14 protein-coding genes are annotated in these 14,471 nt (G+C 75.3%); 13 read left to right on the top strand and 1 reads right to left on the bottom strand.

The genetic code is table 11. From position 1 onward, the window contains the following. The first annotated feature begins 115 nt into the window (after positions 1 to 115). The 10 genes from PP1_RS11950 (at position 116) to nudC (ending at position 10,832) form a co-directional block, all read left to right on the top strand. On the top strand, positions 116 to 1,114 hold the full coding sequence (locus tag PP1_RS11950) for a potassium channel family protein (protein WP_082399547.1): 999 nt from the start codon (positions 116 to 118) through the stop codon (positions 1,112 to 1,114). 48 nt (positions 1,115 to 1,162) lie between these two features. Next, positions 1,163 to 1,870: a transketolase gene (locus tag PP1_RS11945; protein WP_050802249.1), complete on the top strand. Its 708-nt coding sequence runs from the start codon at positions 1,163 to 1,165 to the stop codon at positions 1,868 to 1,870. Next, the gene (locus PP1_RS11940; protein WP_050802247.1) at positions 1,867 to 2,784 is read left to right on the top strand and encodes a transketolase family protein; all 918 of its coding nucleotides are present in this window, start codon (positions 1,867 to 1,869) and stop codon (positions 2,782 to 2,784) included. Before PP1_RS11945 ends, PP1_RS11940 begins: the two co-directional genes overlap by 4 nt. Positions 2,785 to 2,795: 11 nt before the next feature. Continuing rightward, on the top strand, positions 2,796 to 3,659 hold the full coding sequence (locus PP1_RS11935) for an exodeoxyribonuclease III (protein ID WP_010226523.1): 864 nt from the start codon (positions 2,796 to 2,798) through the stop codon (positions 3,657 to 3,659). Positions 3,660 to 3,783: 124 nt separating this feature from the next. Beyond that, positions 3,784 to 4,674 carry a DUF4142 domain-containing protein gene (locus PP1_RS11930; RefSeq protein ID WP_075313983.1) on the top strand — a complete coding sequence of 297 codons (891 nt, stop codon included), beginning with the start codon at positions 3,784 to 3,786 and terminating at the stop codon, positions 4,672 to 4,674. Next, the gene (locus PP1_RS11925) at positions 4,671 to 5,717 is read left to right on the top strand and encodes a class F sortase (protein ID WP_075313984.1); all 1,047 of its coding nucleotides are present in this window, start codon (positions 4,671 to 4,673) and stop codon (positions 5,715 to 5,717) included. The genes PP1_RS11930 and PP1_RS11925 overlap by 4 nt, the downstream gene beginning before the upstream one ends. 33 nt (positions 5,718 to 5,750) lie before the next feature. Further along, entirely contained in the window at positions 5,751 to 7,025 is a 1,275-nt protein-coding gene (locus tag PP1_RS11920; RefSeq protein WP_010229451.1) for an aldehyde dehydrogenase family protein, read from the top strand. A gap of 38 nt (positions 7,026 to 7,063) precedes the next feature. After that, positions 7,064 to 8,410 (top strand): M16 family metallopeptidase, encoded by a 1,347-nt coding sequence (locus PP1_RS11915; protein WP_010229453.1) that lies wholly within the window; start codon positions 7,064 to 7,066, stop codon positions 8,408 to 8,410. Next, positions 8,407 to 9,804, top strand: a complete 1,398-nt coding sequence (locus PP1_RS11910) for a M16 family metallopeptidase (protein ID WP_010229456.1) — start codon at positions 8,407 to 8,409, stop codon at positions 9,802 to 9,804. The genes PP1_RS11915 and PP1_RS11910 overlap by 4 nt, the downstream gene beginning before the upstream one ends. Further along, the gene (nudC, locus tag PP1_RS11905; RefSeq protein ID WP_010229458.1) at positions 9,801 to 10,832 is read left to right on the top strand and encodes an NAD(+) diphosphatase; all 1,032 of its coding nucleotides are present in this window, start codon (positions 9,801 to 9,803) and stop codon (positions 10,830 to 10,832) included. The genes PP1_RS11910 and nudC overlap by 4 nt, the downstream gene beginning before the upstream one ends. 81 nt (positions 10,833 to 10,913) lie before the next feature. Here the strand turns inward: nudC and PP1_RS11900 are convergent, their stop codons facing one another. Continuing rightward, on the bottom strand, positions 10,914 to 11,153 hold the full coding sequence (locus tag PP1_RS11900) for a glutaredoxin domain-containing protein (RefSeq protein WP_010229460.1): 240 nt from the start codon (positions 11,151 to 11,153) through the stop codon (positions 10,914 to 10,916). Between the two features lie 193 nt (positions 11,154 to 11,346). Between PP1_RS11900 and PP1_RS11895 the strand changes: the two genes are divergently transcribed. The 3 genes from PP1_RS11895 to PP1_RS11885 all read left to right on the top strand — a co-directional run bounded on the left by PP1_RS11895 (position 11,347) and on the right by PP1_RS11885 (position 14,425). Then, positions 11,347 to 13,389, top strand: coding sequence for an ATP-dependent DNA helicase UvrD2 (locus PP1_RS11895; protein ID WP_050802352.1), 2,043 nt, complete (start codon positions 11,347 to 11,349; stop codon positions 13,387 to 13,389). A gap of 179 nt (positions 13,390 to 13,568) precedes the next feature. After that, a complete protein-coding gene (locus PP1_RS11890) occupies positions 13,569 to 13,862 on the top strand; it encodes a hypothetical protein (RefSeq protein WP_139323776.1) in 294 nt (97 codons plus the stop codon). Positions 13,863 to 14,119: 257 nt separating this feature from the next. Then, on the top strand, positions 14,120 to 14,425 hold the full coding sequence (locus tag PP1_RS11885; RefSeq protein ID WP_050802353.1) for a WhiB family transcriptional regulator: 306 nt from the start codon (positions 14,120 to 14,122) through the stop codon (positions 14,423 to 14,425). Positions 14,426 to 14,471: the final 46 nt, after the last annotated feature.

The raw sequence follows: 14,471 nt of genomic DNA, 5'->3' as shown, positions 1-14,471 counted from the left end.
CGGTCAGGATAGGGCCCGCGGGGCCCGTACCGCGGGACACGGGGCTAGCCTGCCGCACGTGATCGGCTCCTCCCGCCTCGCCGCGCTCGATCCGCACGCCGAGGGCGCGCTGCGGATGCCGGACGCGCGGTCGAGCCCGGTCCGCTCCCTGGTGACCCGGCTGGTGATCGCGTTGTTCGCGCTGGGCGCGACGACGTTGATCGTCTACTTCGGTCGCGACGGCTACCTCGACAACAACGGCGCGGGCGAGATCTCGCTGATGGACGCGCTGTACTACGCGACGGTGTCGCTGTCGACGACCGGCTACGGCGACATCGTCCCGGTCAGCCCGAGCGCGCGGGCGATCAACATCGCCGTCGTCACCCCGCTGCGGGTGCTGTTCCTGATCGTTCTCGTCGGGACGACCGTCGAGCTGCTCACCGAGCGCTCGCGCCAGTCGTTCCGGATCCAGCGCTGGAGGTCGCGCGTGCGCGAGCACACCGTCGTCGTCGGCTACGGCACCAAGGGCCGGGCTGCCGTGGAGACGCTGCTGGGCGACGGCGTCGAGCCCGAGAAGATCGTCGTCGTCGACACCGACCGGGCCCGGCTCGACGTCGCGTCCGGGCTGGGGCTGGTGACCGTGTCCGGGAACGCGACCCGGTCGGCGGTGCTCCGGATCGCCGGGGTGCAGCTGGCGACGACGCTGGTCGTCGCGCTGGACCGGGACGACACCGCGGTGCTGGTCACGCTCACCGCCCGCGAGCTGTCCCGCTCGATCTCGATCGTCGCGGCGGTGCGCGAGGCGGAGAACGTGCACCTGCTGCGGCAGTCCGGGGCGAGCTCGGTGATCGTCTCCGACGAGACGGCGGGCCGGCTGCTCGGCGTCGCGACCCGGTCCCCGGCCGTCGTCGAGGTGGTCGAGGACCTGCTCACCCCGGACGCCGGGTTCGCCATCACCCAGCGCCAGGTCGAACCGGCCGAGGTGGGCGGGTCGCCGCGGCACCTGCCCGACATCGTGCTCGGCGTCGTCCGCGGCGACCAGCTCTACCGGGTCGACTCCGCCGCGGTCGACGCGCTCGAGCGCGGGGACCAGCTGCTCTACGTCCGCAAGGCGACCCCGCCCGAGGACGACTGATCGGAAATCCTTGACCTGAACCGAGCTTCAGGTCGCACGGTGGTCCGCATGACGACAGCGACCACCGGAACCTCCGGGACCGCCGCCGGGATCACGGGGCTGATGACCCGGATGACCGGCGACGAGAAGCACGAGCCCGCCGCCACCTCGACCCTGGACGTGCTCCGCGTCCTCTACGGCCGCGTCCTGCGGGTCGACCCCGCGCACCCGGACGACCCGGACCGGGACCGGTTCCTGCTCTCCAAGGGGCACGGGCCGATGGCGCTCTACGCCGTCCTGGCCGCGCGGGGGTTCCTCGACCCGGCCGCGCTGGACGGGTTCGCGACCTACGACTCGGACCTCGGCCACCACCCGGACCGCACGCTCGTGCCGGGTGTGGAGATCTCCTCGGGCTCCCTCGGGCACGGGCTCGGGCTGGCCGTGGGCACCGCGCTCGGGCTCCGGTTGCAGGGCCGGGCGGCGCGGACCGTCGTCCTCGTCGGCGACGCCGAGCTCGACGAGGGCTCGAACGCCGAGGCGATCCAGTACGCCGGGCGGGCGGGGCTCGCCGGGCTGACCGCCGTCGTGATCGACAACCGCTCCGCGTCGCACGGGTGGCCGGGCGGGATCGCCGCGCGCTTCGCCGTCGAGGGCTGGGTGACCGCCGACGCCGACGGCCGTGACCACGACGACCTGGAGCGTGCGTTCGGCACGCCGCACGACGACCGGCCGCTCGCCGTCGTCGCCCACGTCGAGCCGAAGGGGACCCCCTCATGACCGCCTTTGCTCTGCACACCGTGGCGCACCGGCCCGCCGACCAGCGGGAACGCTTCTACGGGCTCCTCCCGGAGCTCCTCGACGCCGAACCGCGGGCCGTGGCCCTGCTCGCCGACATCGGGGCCGGCTACGTCGACCTCCCGGACCGGCTCGCGCGCCGCGTGGTCAACCTCGGGATCCGCGAGCAGCTGCTCGTGTCGGCCGCCGGCGGGCTCGCGCTCACCGGGATGCGGCCGATCGTGCACACGTTCGCGCCGTTCCTCGTCGAGCGGCCGTACGAGCAGCTGAAGCTCGACCTCGGGCACCAGGACACCGGCGCGCTGCTGGTCTCGGCGGGTGCGTCGTACGACATGGCGGGGGCGGGGGAGACGCACTTCGGCTCCCGTGACGTCGCGCTGCTCGACACCCTCGACGGCTGGACGGTGCACGTCCCCGGCCACGCCGACGAGGCCGAGGCGCAGCTGCGGGCCGCGCTGCCCGGCGACGACCGCGTGTACGTCCGGCTCTCCGGCGCGTCGAACGCGGCCGCGCTGAGCACCGGCCCGGGTATGACGGTGCTGCGGCGGGGGAGCCGCGGCACGGTCGTCGCGGTGGGCCCGCTCGCGGACCGCACCCTCGCCGCCGTCGCGGACCTCGACGTCACGGTGCTCTACGCGCCGACCGTCCGGCCGTTCGACGGCGCGACGCTGCGGGCGACGCTCTCCGAGCCGGACGTCGTGCTCGTCGAGCCCTACCTGGCGGGCACCTCGTCGCGGGTCGTCGCCGACGCCCTGGACGGGGTGAGGCACCGGCTGCTCGGTCTCGGCGTGTCCCGTGCCGAGCTGCGGCGCTACGGCGACCCGGCCGACCACGACGCGGCGCACGGGCTCGACGTCGCGGGCATCCGGCGTTCGGTGCAGCGGTTCCTCTCGTAGGGTCCGGTCCCGTGCGCCTCGCCACCTGGAACGTGAACTCGGCGAAATCCCGGCTGCCGCGGCTGCTGCCGTGGCTCGACGAGCGGGATCCGGACGTCGTCTGCCTGCAGGAGACGAAGCTGTCCGACGACGACTTCGCCGCCACCTTCGACGACGAGCTGGCCGCACGCGGCTACGCGGTCGCGCACCACGGCCAGGGCCGGTGGAACGGCGTCGCGGTGCTGTCCCGGGTGGGCCTCGACGACGTCGTGCGGGGCCTGCCCGGCGAGCCCGTCTTCAGCGAGGGCGGGCTCGACGTGCCCGACGCCCGCGCGGTCACCGCCACCTGCGGCGGCCTGCGGGTGACGTCGGTGTACGTCCCGAACGGGCGCGAACCGTCCGACCCGCACTACGCCTACAAGCTGCGCTGGCTGGCGGCCCTGCGCGACCAGGTCGTGGCGGGCGACCCGGCGACGACCGTCGTCGCCGGGGACGTGAACATCGCCCCCACCGACGACGACGTCTGGGACCGTTCGCAGTTCGACGGCGCCACCCACGTCACGCCGGCCGAGCGCGAGGCGCTCGCGGGTCTCGTCGGGGCCGGGCTGCACGACGTGCTGCGCGACCGCTGGCCGGACGAGCGGGTGTTCACCTACTGGGACTACCGCGCCGGGCGCTTCCACCAGGACCAGGGCATGCGGATCGACCTCGTGCTCGCCGGGGAGGATCCCGCGGGCCGCCGGGCGGCGGTGTGGGTGGACCGGAAGGCACGGAAGGGTAGGTCGCCGAGCGACCACGCACCCGTCGTCCTGGACCTGGACTCCGCCCCGGACGGCGACACCGGTCCCGTCGTCCCGCCGCCGTCCGCACCCGCCCCGCTGGGCGGGCGCAGATAGCCGCTCGCCGGACGATTACTGCCGATGGAGTGGTTCGAGTTGCAACGTTCGGAGTATCGCTGGTAGCCCACCGCATGTGGACCGCTACTCTCGGGGGAAGATCGTGACAACTTCGTCGAAGCGCATGACCCGGACCGTCGGGGCGTCCGTCGCCGCGATCGCACTCGTCGGCCTGACCGCCTGCGGTGGCGAGACGCCGCAGGTCCCGAACATCCCGACCGAGCTGCCGCAGGTTCCCGGCGTCGGGGACCCGCGCCAGGCCTTCGGGGACGCGCACCAGAAGGCGCTCGGCCTCGCCGCGCTGGGTGGCGTCGGCCTGGAGCAGGGCGTCGGCCAGCAGGTCAAGGACCTCGCGCCGCAGGTGCAGGGCGAGGGCCAGCAGCTCAACGACAAGCTGCGTGGCCTGGCGTCCTCGGTCGGCGTCTCGCTGCCCGACCAGGTCTCGCCGGAGATCCAGGCCCAGGTCGACGACCTGAAGGCCCGCACCGGCGAGCAGTTCGACCAGGGCTGGCTGCAGGCCGCCCAGGAGCAGGTCGGCCAGCTCAACGACCAGGCCCAGGGCCTGCTGAACGTGCCCGGCCTGCCGCCGGAGCAGCTGGACCAGGCCCGCGCGCAGCTGACCAACCTCGGTGCGCTGAAGACCAAGCTGGACGAGGCCGCCGCCGCGGCCGGTGCCGCGACCCCGGGTGCCGACGGCTCCGGCGACGCGGCCGGTGGCTCCGGTGACGGTGCCGGCGACGGCGCGGGCCAGGACGGCCAGGCCGCCGGACCGGACGCGGGTGCCGGCGCGGGCGGCTCGGGCTCCGGTGACGGCTCCGGCCAGGAGGGCGCGGGCAACGGCTCGGGCAACGGCTCCGGCAACGGTGCGGGCCAGGGCGGCGCCCCGGCGGTCGACGCCGGTACCGGCGGCCAGGCCGCGTCGGCGTCCGACGCGGTGCTGCCGGCCGCCCTCGGTGGTGCCGGTCTGCTGCTGCTCGGCGCCGGTCTGATCCGGCTGCGCCGCTCCCGCGCGTGACCGCCCGGCACCGGCACCCGCGCGGCGGTGTCCGGGGAGCGGCGGCCCTGCTGCTCTCCGGCGTCGCCCTGCTGGGTGCCGGTGCCGGACTCGCCCTCGGCGACGATCCGCGGATCGTCGCCGAGGACCTGGGGTCGGTGCCCGCACCGATGTCCGGCGGGGTGCGGGCGGTGCCCGCCTCGGAGGCGCTACCGGTGCTCGCCCGGCCCGACCCCGTCGTCGGGGCACCGGATGTCGCGGACCTGCCGGGCTCGCCCCCTCCCGCGCCGGCCACCCCGTCCGATCCTGCAGTCCCACCCGCGCCGGCTGCCCAGGGCACTCCCGCCGCGCCCACCGTGCCGCCCGGCCCGGACCCGGCCGCCGCCCGGCCCGCCCCTCCTGCGCCGGCCGCAGCCCTGTCCCCGGACGTTCCCGCCGGACCGGGGAATCCCGCTGCGCCCGCCGGTGACCCGGCCCGCCCGCTCCCCGGCCCGGGCGTCCCGGCCGCCGAGACCCCGCGCCGGGCCGGGCCGCCGGCGATCGCGCCGCAGCAGCCGTGGACGGTCTCGCCGATCTACCCGCCCACCGGGCCCGGTCCCGGCGAGCCGCCGTCCCCGGTCGTCCCGGCGACCCTGGAACTCCCGGCCCGCGGTGTCACCGCGCCGGTCGACGCCGTCGGCACCGGCCCGAACGGCGGGATGGTCGTCCCGGAGGAGGTCCGGACGGTCGGCTGGTGGGCCCCCGGCGTCCTCCCCGGCGGGGCCGCCGGCAGCTCGGTGATCGCCGGGCACGTCGACTCGCGGACCCAGGGCGTCGGCGTGCTCGCGGTGCTGCCGCAGCTCACCGCGGGGGAACCCGTCGTCGTCCGGGGCGCCGACGGCCGCGCCGCGACCTTCCGGGTCGCCGCCAGGCGGGAGTACGGCAAGCACGACCTGCCCCGTGACGTCTTCCGGCGCGACGGCAGCCCGCAACTCGTGCTCGTCACGTGCGGTGGGGTCTTCGACCCGGCGACCGGGAGCTACGAGTCGAACATCGTCGTCTACGCGGTCCCGGAGCCGCTCTGACGGCGTCGCGGGGTCGACGCCTACCCTGACCGCGTGAGCAGCACCGTCACCGATCCCGGGCAGTCCACCGCCGAGGCGCCGGAGCACGCCGCCGTCCGCGAGGCCGCGCAGCGCGCCCGTGCCGCCGCCCCGGCCGTCCGTGCCGCCGGCGAGGGGAGGATCGACGACGCGCTCCGGGCGGCCGCCGCGCTGATCCGCGACCGCGGTCCCGAGCTGCTCGAGATCAACGCAGCCGACGTCGAGGCGGCCGAGGCGAACGGCATGGCCGCCGGGCTGCTGGACCGGCTGCGGCTGACCGAGGAGCGCCTCGCCGGGATCGCCACCCAGCTGGAGGTGCTCGCCGCGACGCCGGAGCCGCCTGCCGAGTGGCCGGTCCGCACCCTCGAGACCGGTGAGCGCGTGTTCGAGCGGCGGATCCCGGTCGGCGTCATCGGCGCGGTGTTCGAGGCCCGGCCGAACGTGACCGTCGACGTCGCCTCACAGGTGCTCAAGGCCCGCAGCGCCGCCGTCCTGCGCACCGGGTCGGCCGCGCTCGGCAGCGCCACCGCGCTCGTCGAGACGATCCTCCGGCCGGCGCTGGCCGAGGCCGGGCTCCCCGAGGCGGCCGTGCAGCTCGTCCCGTTGCCCGGACACGCCGGTGCCGAGGCGCTCGTCGGGCTGCCGGACCTGGTGCCGCTGGTCGTCGTCCGCGGGTCGGGCGAGGTGACGCGCAAGCTGTCGCTGCTCGGCGCGACCGCGGGGACCCGGATCCTCGCGCACGCCGACGGCGGCGGGGTGCTGTACCTGGACTCGTCGGCGTCCGAGGCGGACGTGACGCGCCTGGTCACCGACTCCACGGACCGGCTCGGCGTCTGCAACCGGCTGAACCTGCTGCTCATCGACCGGCCCGTCTACGACACGCTGCTCCCGGTCGCCAGGGCCGCGCTGGACGCCCGCGGCGTCGCGCTGTCCGAGCCGCCGCACGCGCACCGGCTGGGCCACGAGTGGGCGCTCGACTCCGGCGCCGAGGCGCACGTGACCGTCGCCCCCGTCGACGGACCGGACGACGCCGCCGACACCGCCGCCCGCGAGACCTCCGGGCTGGCGGCGACGATCTGTGCCTCCGACGAGGAGGTCGCCCGGCGGTTCATCGACCGCTACACCGGCACCGGTGTGTTCTGGAACGCGCCGTCCCGGCTGCTCGACGGCTACAAGCTGCTCGGCCTGCCGGAGACCGGGATCAACGTCGACCACACGCCCGGTCCGCGCGGCCCCGTCACCTACCGGGACCTGGGCCTGCGCCAGTTCGTGGTGCTGCCCCCCGCCTGACCGGGCACCCGGCCGGGGGCGGGGATAGCCTCGCCCCCGTGTCCGTGATCGCCGAGAGACCCGCCCTCGCACTGCATCGGGCGACGCTGCCGAACGGGCTGCGCGTGCTCGTCGTCCCCGACCCGGCCACCCCGGTGGTCGGGGTCTCGGTGCACGTCGACGTCGGCTTCCGCTCCGAGCCCGAGGGCCGCACCGGGTTCGCGCACCTGTTCGAGCACCTGATGTTCCAGGGCAGCGAGAGCCTGGACAAGCTGGAGCACTTCCGTCAGGTCCAGGCCGCGGGCGGGATCTTCAACGGATCGACCCACCAGGACTACACCGACTACTTCCAGGTGCTGCCGGGCGCGGCGCTGGAGCGCGCCCTGTTCCTGGAGGCCGACCGGCTCCGCGCCCCCCGGCTGACGGTGGAGAACCTGCGCAACCAGGTCGACGTCGTCAAGGAGGAGATCCGGCTCAACGTCCACAACCGCCCCTACGGCGGGTTCCCGTGGATCCTGCTGCCGCCGGTCCTCTACGACACCTTCCCGAACGCGCACAACGGCTACGGCGACTTCTCCGAGCTCGAGCAGGCGAGCCTGGACGACGCGGCCGCGTTCTTCGACACCTTCTACGCCCCCGGCAACGCGCTGGTCACCGTGCACGGCGACCTCGGCGGGCACGGCGTCGACGGCACCCTCGCCCTGGTGGAGCGCCACTTCGGCGACATCCCGGCCCGGCCGGTGCCGTCCCGCCCGTCGTTCGCCGAGCCGTCCCCCGGCACCGAGCGCCGGCAGAGCGTGATCGACGCGCACGCCCCGCTGCCCGCGCTCGCGCTCGGCCACCGGGTCCCCGACCCGGCGGCCGACCCCGACGGCTACCTCGCGCACGCGATGCTCGCCTCCGTCCTCACCGACGGCGAGGCGGCCCGGCTGCAGCGGCGCCTCGTGCACGGCGGCGCCGACGGGACGGGCCTGGTCACCGACGTCTCGGCGTCGAACGGACTGATGGGTGGTCCCTTCGACGCCCGCGACCCCGACACCTTCACCATCACCGCCGTGCACCCGGCGGACGTCCCCGCGGACCGGGTGATCACCGCGGTCGACGAGGAGCTGGACCGGCTCGCCGAGCAGGGCCCCGGCACCGACGAGCTCGCGCGCCAGTCCGCGCGCTGGTCCGCGGCCCTGCACCGGGAGGACGACCGGGTGATGTACCGGATGCTCGGCCTCGGCGCCCGGGAGCTGCTCTACGGCCGCGCCGAGCTGACCCTCGAGCTGCCCGCCCGGCTGGCCGCCCTGACCACGTCCGACGTCGCCGCCGCCGCGGCCCGGCTCCGTTCCGCGGGCCGCGCGGTGCTGACCGTCGAGCCCGCCGCCGGCGACGACCGGGAAGAGGGGAGTGCCGCGTGAGCGCCACCCGCACCCACCGCAGCGCCGAGGAGATCGGCCGCACCGAGCGCGGCCCGCGCGCGCTGCCCGATCTCGGCCACACCGAGCAGGTGCCGCTGCCCGAGGTGGTCACCCGGACGCTGCCGAACGGGCTGACGGTGCTCGCCGCCCGCCGGCCGGGCGTGCCGATGGTCGAGACCCTGCTCCGGATCCCGGCCGCCTCCGCCGGGCCCACCGCCGACGCCGGCTGGACGGCGGGCACCGAGGTCCTCGCCGAGACGCTGCTGACCGGCACCGCGGGCCGGGACCGGGTCGGGCTCGACGACGACCTCGCCGCCGTCGGTGCCGAGCTGGGTGTCGGTGTCGATCCCGAGTGGCTGCAGGCCGGCGGGTCCGCGCTGGCGTCCGGCCTCCCCGTCGTGCTCGACGTGCTGGCCGACGTGCTCACCGGCGCCACCCACGCCGACGACGAGGTGCTCCGCGAACGTGCCCGGCTCGTCGAGCGGATCGCGGTCGCCCGCGCCCAGCCACGCACCGTCGCCCGCGAGGCGCTGATGCGCCGCCGCTTCGGCGACCACCCGATCGTCTCCGAGATGCCCACCGCCGAGGCCGTCGCCGGGATCACCCCGGAGCGGGTGCGCGCCCTGCACACCGACGTCGTCGTCCCCGACGGTGCGCGACTGGTGCTCGTCGGTGACATCGACCCCGAGTCCGCGATCGACGAGGTCGCCCGTCGGCTCGGCGGCTGGACCGGCGACCACCCCGCACGGCGGCTGGACGAGCCGCCGGTGCCGCCGGTCGGTGACGTCCAGCTCGTGCACCGGCCCGGGTCGGTCCAGTCCCAGCTGCGGCTCACCGCGCCCGGCCTGGACCGCACCGACGAGCGCTACACCGCCTTCCAGATCGCGAACCTGGTGTTCGGCGGCTACTTCTCGTCGCGCTGGATGGAGAACATCCGCGAGGACAAGGGCTACACCTACGGGGCGCACTCGGGGCAGGAGTTCGTCCCCGGCGGGGCGGTGCTCGGCCTCGACGCCGACGTCGCCTCGGACGTCACCGCGGCCGCCCTGCTCGAGACCCGCTACGAGCTGGGCCGGATGGTCGCCGTCCCGCCGACCGAGCACGAGGTCACCTCGGCCCGCCGGTACGCGATCGGCTCGCTGCTCGTGTCGCTGGACAGCCAGTCCGCGCTGGCGGGGACGCTGTCCGCGCTCGACGCGGCGGGACTGGACGTCGAGTGGCTCCGCGACCGTCCGCGACGCCTGGAGGAGGTCACCGTGGACGAGGTCGCCGAGGTCGCGGCGGAGATGTTCGCGCCGCCCCGGTTCACCGGCGTGATCGTCGGTGACGCGGACGTCGTCGGACCGCGGCTGACCGCGCTCGGCGGGGTCCGGCGGGCGGAGGAGGACGCGTGAGCCCCGGTGACTTCGACCTGACCGAACAGCCGGTCCTGTCCCGCAACGCGCTGGACCGCGACGAGAACCGGCGTGCCGATCCGGCCTGGCTGCAGGAGACCTGGGCGAAGGCCCGCGTCGTCGTGGTCGACGAGGCGGGGCGCACGCCCGTCGACTGGGAGGTCGGGCCGGGCCGGTCGTTCCGCGAGACGGACGCCGCCGCCTGGGACGACGCCGCCGGCCGGAACGGGCAGGTCCGCACCCGTGCGGGTGCCGACCTCGCCGCCGAGCCCCCGGCCGAGGCCGTCCTGCTCGGCGAACGCGACGGCGTCCCGTACTGGGCGGCGCGCGGCGGCCCGGCCTGGATCGCCGCGGACGACCCGGGGGAGTGGGCGGACCTGCGGGCCGCGGGCGCGTTCCTCGACCCGCTCGGGGCCGGGCTGCTCACCGGTGCCGTGGCCACCCTGAACTGGCACGACCGTGCCCGGTTCTGCGCGGTCGACGGCACCCGCACGCGTCCGCACGCCGCAGGCTGGGCCCGGATCTGCGAGAACGGGCACGAGGAGTACCCCCGCACCGATCCGGCGATCATCTGCCTGGTGCACGACGGCGCCGACCGCGTGCTGCTCGCCCGCCAGCCGGTGTGGCCGGTCGGGCGCTACTCGGTGCTCGCCGGGTTCGTCGAGTCCGGCGAGTCCCTGGAGGCCTGCGTGCACCGCGAGATCGGCGAGGAGGTCGGCATCGACGTGACCGACGTCCGGTACCTGGGCAGCCAGGCCTGGCCGTTCCCGCGTTCGCTGATGGTCGGCTTCCACGCGGTCGGCGACCCGGACATGCCGCTGCGCCCGCAGGACGGCGAGATCGCCGACGCGCTCTGGATCACCCGCGACCGGCTGCGGGAGGCACTGGCCCGCGGGGACTGGGGTTCCCGTGACGACACCCGTGACGATGCCGGCGCCCCGGACCGGACCGACCCGGTCGTCATGCTCCCGGGGACGGTCTCGATCGCGCGCACGATGCTGGAGTCCTGGGCCGCCGCGGGCGGCTGAGCGGACCCCGGCCAGGAACACGGCGGCGGCCCGGGCACACGCCCGGGCCGCCGCGCTCCGTGGTGGGAGTTCCGTAGGGGGTCAGGCGGCGAGACGCCGCTGGACCTCCGCGAAGCTGGGGTTGGTCGCCACCGACTCGTCGGGGAAGACGACGGTGGGGACGGTGCGGTTGCCGCCGTTGGCCTTCTCGACGAACGCGACCGCGTCGGGCTCGCGCTCGATGTCGATCTCGCGGTAGCCGATCCCGGCCTCGTCGAGCTGCAGCTTGAGCCGGCGGCAGAAGCCGCACCAGCCGGTCGTGTACATCGTCAGGTCCGCCATACCGTGCACAACGATCGGGGATCCCCCGATCTTCCGTGGGCCGCGACACGTCGTGGCCGGTGGTCGCCCCGGAAGCGTCGGTGGCGGGTGTCAGGATGGGTGGGTGCCGTCCCGAACCTCTGCTCCCCGTCCCGCTCGTGCGACCCGGACCGGGGCGGCACCGGGACCGGAGAGCCCCACGGGGGCGGACGGGCTGGATCCCGAGCAGCGCGAGGCCGTCACCGCGCCACGGGGCCCGGTCTGCGTGCTGGCCGGTGCCGGCACCGGCAAGACCCGCACGATCACCCGCCGGATCGCGCACCTGGTGGGGCAGGGCCACGTCGTCGCCGGGCAGGTCCTCGCCGTCACCTTCACCGCGCGCGCGGCCGGCGAGCTCCGGACCCGGCTCCGGCAGCTCGACGCCGGTGGGGTGCAGGCACGGACCTTCCACGCGGCGGCCCTGCGCCAGCTCCGCTACTTCTGGCCGCAGGTGATCGGCGGGTCGCCCTGGCCGCTGCTCGACGGCAAGTTCCGGCTGGTCGGCCAGGCCGCCGCCCGGGCCAGGGTCGGCACCGACTCCGACGCACTGCGCGACCTGAGCTCCGAGATCGAGTGGGCGAAGTCGTCGCTGGTCGCCCCGGTCGACTACGCGGCCGAGGCCGCTCGCCGCAAGCGGGACACCCCCGGCCCCGCCGACCAGGTCGCCCAGGTCTACGCCGCCTACGAGGAGCTCAAGAACGCGGCCGAGGTGCTCGACTTCGACGACCTGCTGCTGCACACGGCCGTCGCGCTCGAGGAGCACGCCGGGGTCGCCGAGGAGTTCCGCTCGCGGTACCGCTGCTTCGTCGTCGACGAGTACCAGGACGTCACGCCGCTGCAGCAGCGGCTGCTCGACGCCTGGCTCGGCGAGCGGGACGACCTCACGGTCGTCGGCGACGCGAACCAGACGATCTACACCTTCGCCGGCGCCTCGCCGCGCTACCTGCTGGAGTTCCCGCGCCGGTTCCCCGGCGCGGCCGTCGTCCGGCTGCAGCGCGACTACCGGTCCACCCCGCAGATCGTCGGTTGCGCCAACCAGCTGATCGGGGCCGCGCGGCACCGGCCCGCCGGGTCGCGGCTGCAGCTCGTCGGGCAGCTCCCGCCCGGGCCCGATCCGGACTTCTCCGAGCACGACGACGAGCCGGCCGAGGCCGCCGCCGTCGCCGGCCGGATCCTGACGCTCCTCAAGGACGGGACGGAGCCGTCCGAGATCGCGGTGCTGTTCCGGATCAACGCCCAGTCCGAGGCGTACGAGCAGGCGCTCTCCGACGCGGGCGTGCCGTACCAGGTGCGCGGCGGTGAACGGTTCTTCGCCCGCCCGGAGGTCCGCCGGGCGATGATCGCGCTGCGCGGCGCCGCGCCCGACCAGCGGCCGGGTACCGATCTCGTCGACGTGACACGCGCCGTGCTCGGCGCCCGCGCCGGGCTCACCGACGAGCCGCCGAAGGGCGCCACCCTGCGTGCCCAGTGGGAGTCGCTGCTCGCACTGGTCGGGGTGGCCGAGGAGCTCGCCGCGATCGAGCCGCAGGCCGACCTGACCCGGCTGTGTGCCGAGCTCGACACCCGGGCCGACTCGGCGCAGGCCCCGGTGGTGCAGGGGGTGACGCTCGCGTCGCTGCACGCGGCGAAGGGCCTGGAGTGGGACGCGGTGTTCCTCGTCGGCCTCGCCGACGGGACGCTCCCGATCGGCCACGCCGGCGACGACGAGCACGCCGTCGAGGAGGAGCGGCGGCTGTTCTACGTCGGGGTCACGCGCGCCCGCCGGGTGCTGTCGATGTCCTGGTCGCTGTCGCGGGCGTCGGGGCGCGGCCCGAAACGGCGCCGGTCCCGGTTCCTCTACGGACTGATCCCGGACTCGCACCCCGCGTCCCGGGTCGCCGGCGAGCGCCGGCCCGGCGCCGCCCGCCCGAAGTGCCGGGTCTGCGGGTCCCCGCTGTTCGGGAGCGCCGCGACCAAGCTCCTGCGCTGTGACGACTGCCCGTCCGACGTGGACCTGGAGCTGCTGGACCGGCTCAAGCAGTGGCGCGCGGGCGAGGCGAAGCAGCAGGACGTGCCGGCCTTCGTCGTCCTCACCGACGCGACGCTCACCGCGATCGCCGAGCAGCGGCCGTCCGGACCGTCGGCGCTGGTCGGGATCCCCGGCATCGGTGCGGCCAAGCTCGACCGGTACGGCGACGACGTCCTGCGGCTGCTCGCCGACCACGACGAGGAGCGCTGACCCTCGCCGGACCCACCTTCGGTCCGCCGTGGGTGAACTTCCGGAGAGACTTTCGAATAATCGGTTGCAGCGGTCTGCGCTGCGCTTCTAGTGTCATCGGCACCGAGTGGGGCAGCGCTCCGCTCACGCATGCGTCGCGCGGGAGACCGCACGGCGGGACCACGGAGGAGGTGATCGACATGGGCACGACCGAGATGACGGCCGGCGTCGCGTCGATCGATACCGCCGTGGCCTGCGAGCCGCTGACCGTCGTGCCGCACGCGGTCGCCCACGCTGCCCTCGCCGACCTGGTCGGCTCCGGGGTGCGCCGTCGTCCGCAGGGGGTCCGGCTGACCGCTGCGACCTCGTTCCGCGCCGGGGGAGACGTGTCCCCGGAGAGCGGTGGGACCGCCGTCCCGATGATCTCCGGCCCGATCGCGTGGTTCCACAAGTCCACAGGTGCGTCCGTTCCCGGGCGCCGAGGGGGTACCTGACCCCCTCAGCGCTCGCGCCCAGTCCATCGGGGCCGCGGAACCCACGCACACGGGTTCTGCGGCCCCGATTTTTTTGTCCGTCCATCCGTCCATCCGTCCCGAGAGAGAGCACCGCGCTGAGAGCACAGCTCCGGTCCCGACGAGAAGAAGAAGTTCGATCGAGGAGGTCGATCGTGTACGTGAGGTCCGCTCCGTGTGACGGCGGAGTGATCCGGAATGCGACCGGTGGCGGCTGCGCCGGTTCCGACGAGACGCGGCTGCGGGCCGTGGAGACCGGCCCGCCCGCCGAGCAGTGGTCGGCACTGCCGTGCCGCAACGGCGACGCCGACCTGTGGTTCGCCGAGACGCCCGGCGAGCTGGAGCAGGCCAAGGCGCTCTGCGGCGGCTGCCCGCTGAGGAACGCCTGCCTGACCGGCGCCCTGGACCGCGGCGAGCCGTGGGGGGTCTGGGGAGGCGAGATCTTCGAGCGCGGCCGGGTGATCCCGCGCAAGCGTCCGAGGGGCCGCCCCCGCAAGGCCGACCTGGAGCGCGACCGGGCCTACGCCCTGGCCGCCGGCAACTGACACCGGGTCACGAGCCCGCACCCCTGACCGACGAAGGAGAACCCGA

The sequence above is a fragment of the Pseudonocardia sp. P1 genome (genome assembly GCF_000178675.2).
Taxonomy (GTDB): Bacteria; Actinomycetota; Actinomycetes; order Mycobacteriales; family Pseudonocardiaceae; genus Pseudonocardia.
Note: the sequence above shows the minus strand (reverse complement) of the source record. Positions and strands in the feature narration are given on the sequence as shown.

Coding starts and splice junctions, on each gene's coding strand:
- PP1_RS11930 (WP_075313983.1), top strand. CDS start 3,784: ATGACCCGGACCGTCGGGGCGTCCGTCGCCGCGATCGCACTCGTCGGC.
- PP1_RS11950 (WP_082399547.1), top strand. CDS start 116: ATGCCGGACGCGCGGTCGAGCCCGGTCCGCTCCCTGGTGACCCGGCTG.
- PP1_RS11940 (WP_050802247.1), top strand. CDS start 1,867: ATGACCGCCTTTGCTCTGCACACCGTGGCGCACCGGCCCGCCGACCAG.
- PP1_RS11900 (WP_010229460.1), bottom strand. CDS start 11,153: ATGGCGGACCTGACGATGTACACGACCGGCTGGTGCGGCTTCTGCCGC.
- PP1_RS11890 (WP_139323776.1), top strand. CDS start 13,569: ATGGGCACGACCGAGATGACGGCCGGCGTCGCGTCGATCGATACCGCC.
- PP1_RS11945 (WP_050802249.1), top strand. CDS start 1,163: ATGACGACAGCGACCACCGGAACCTCCGGGACCGCCGCCGGGATCACG.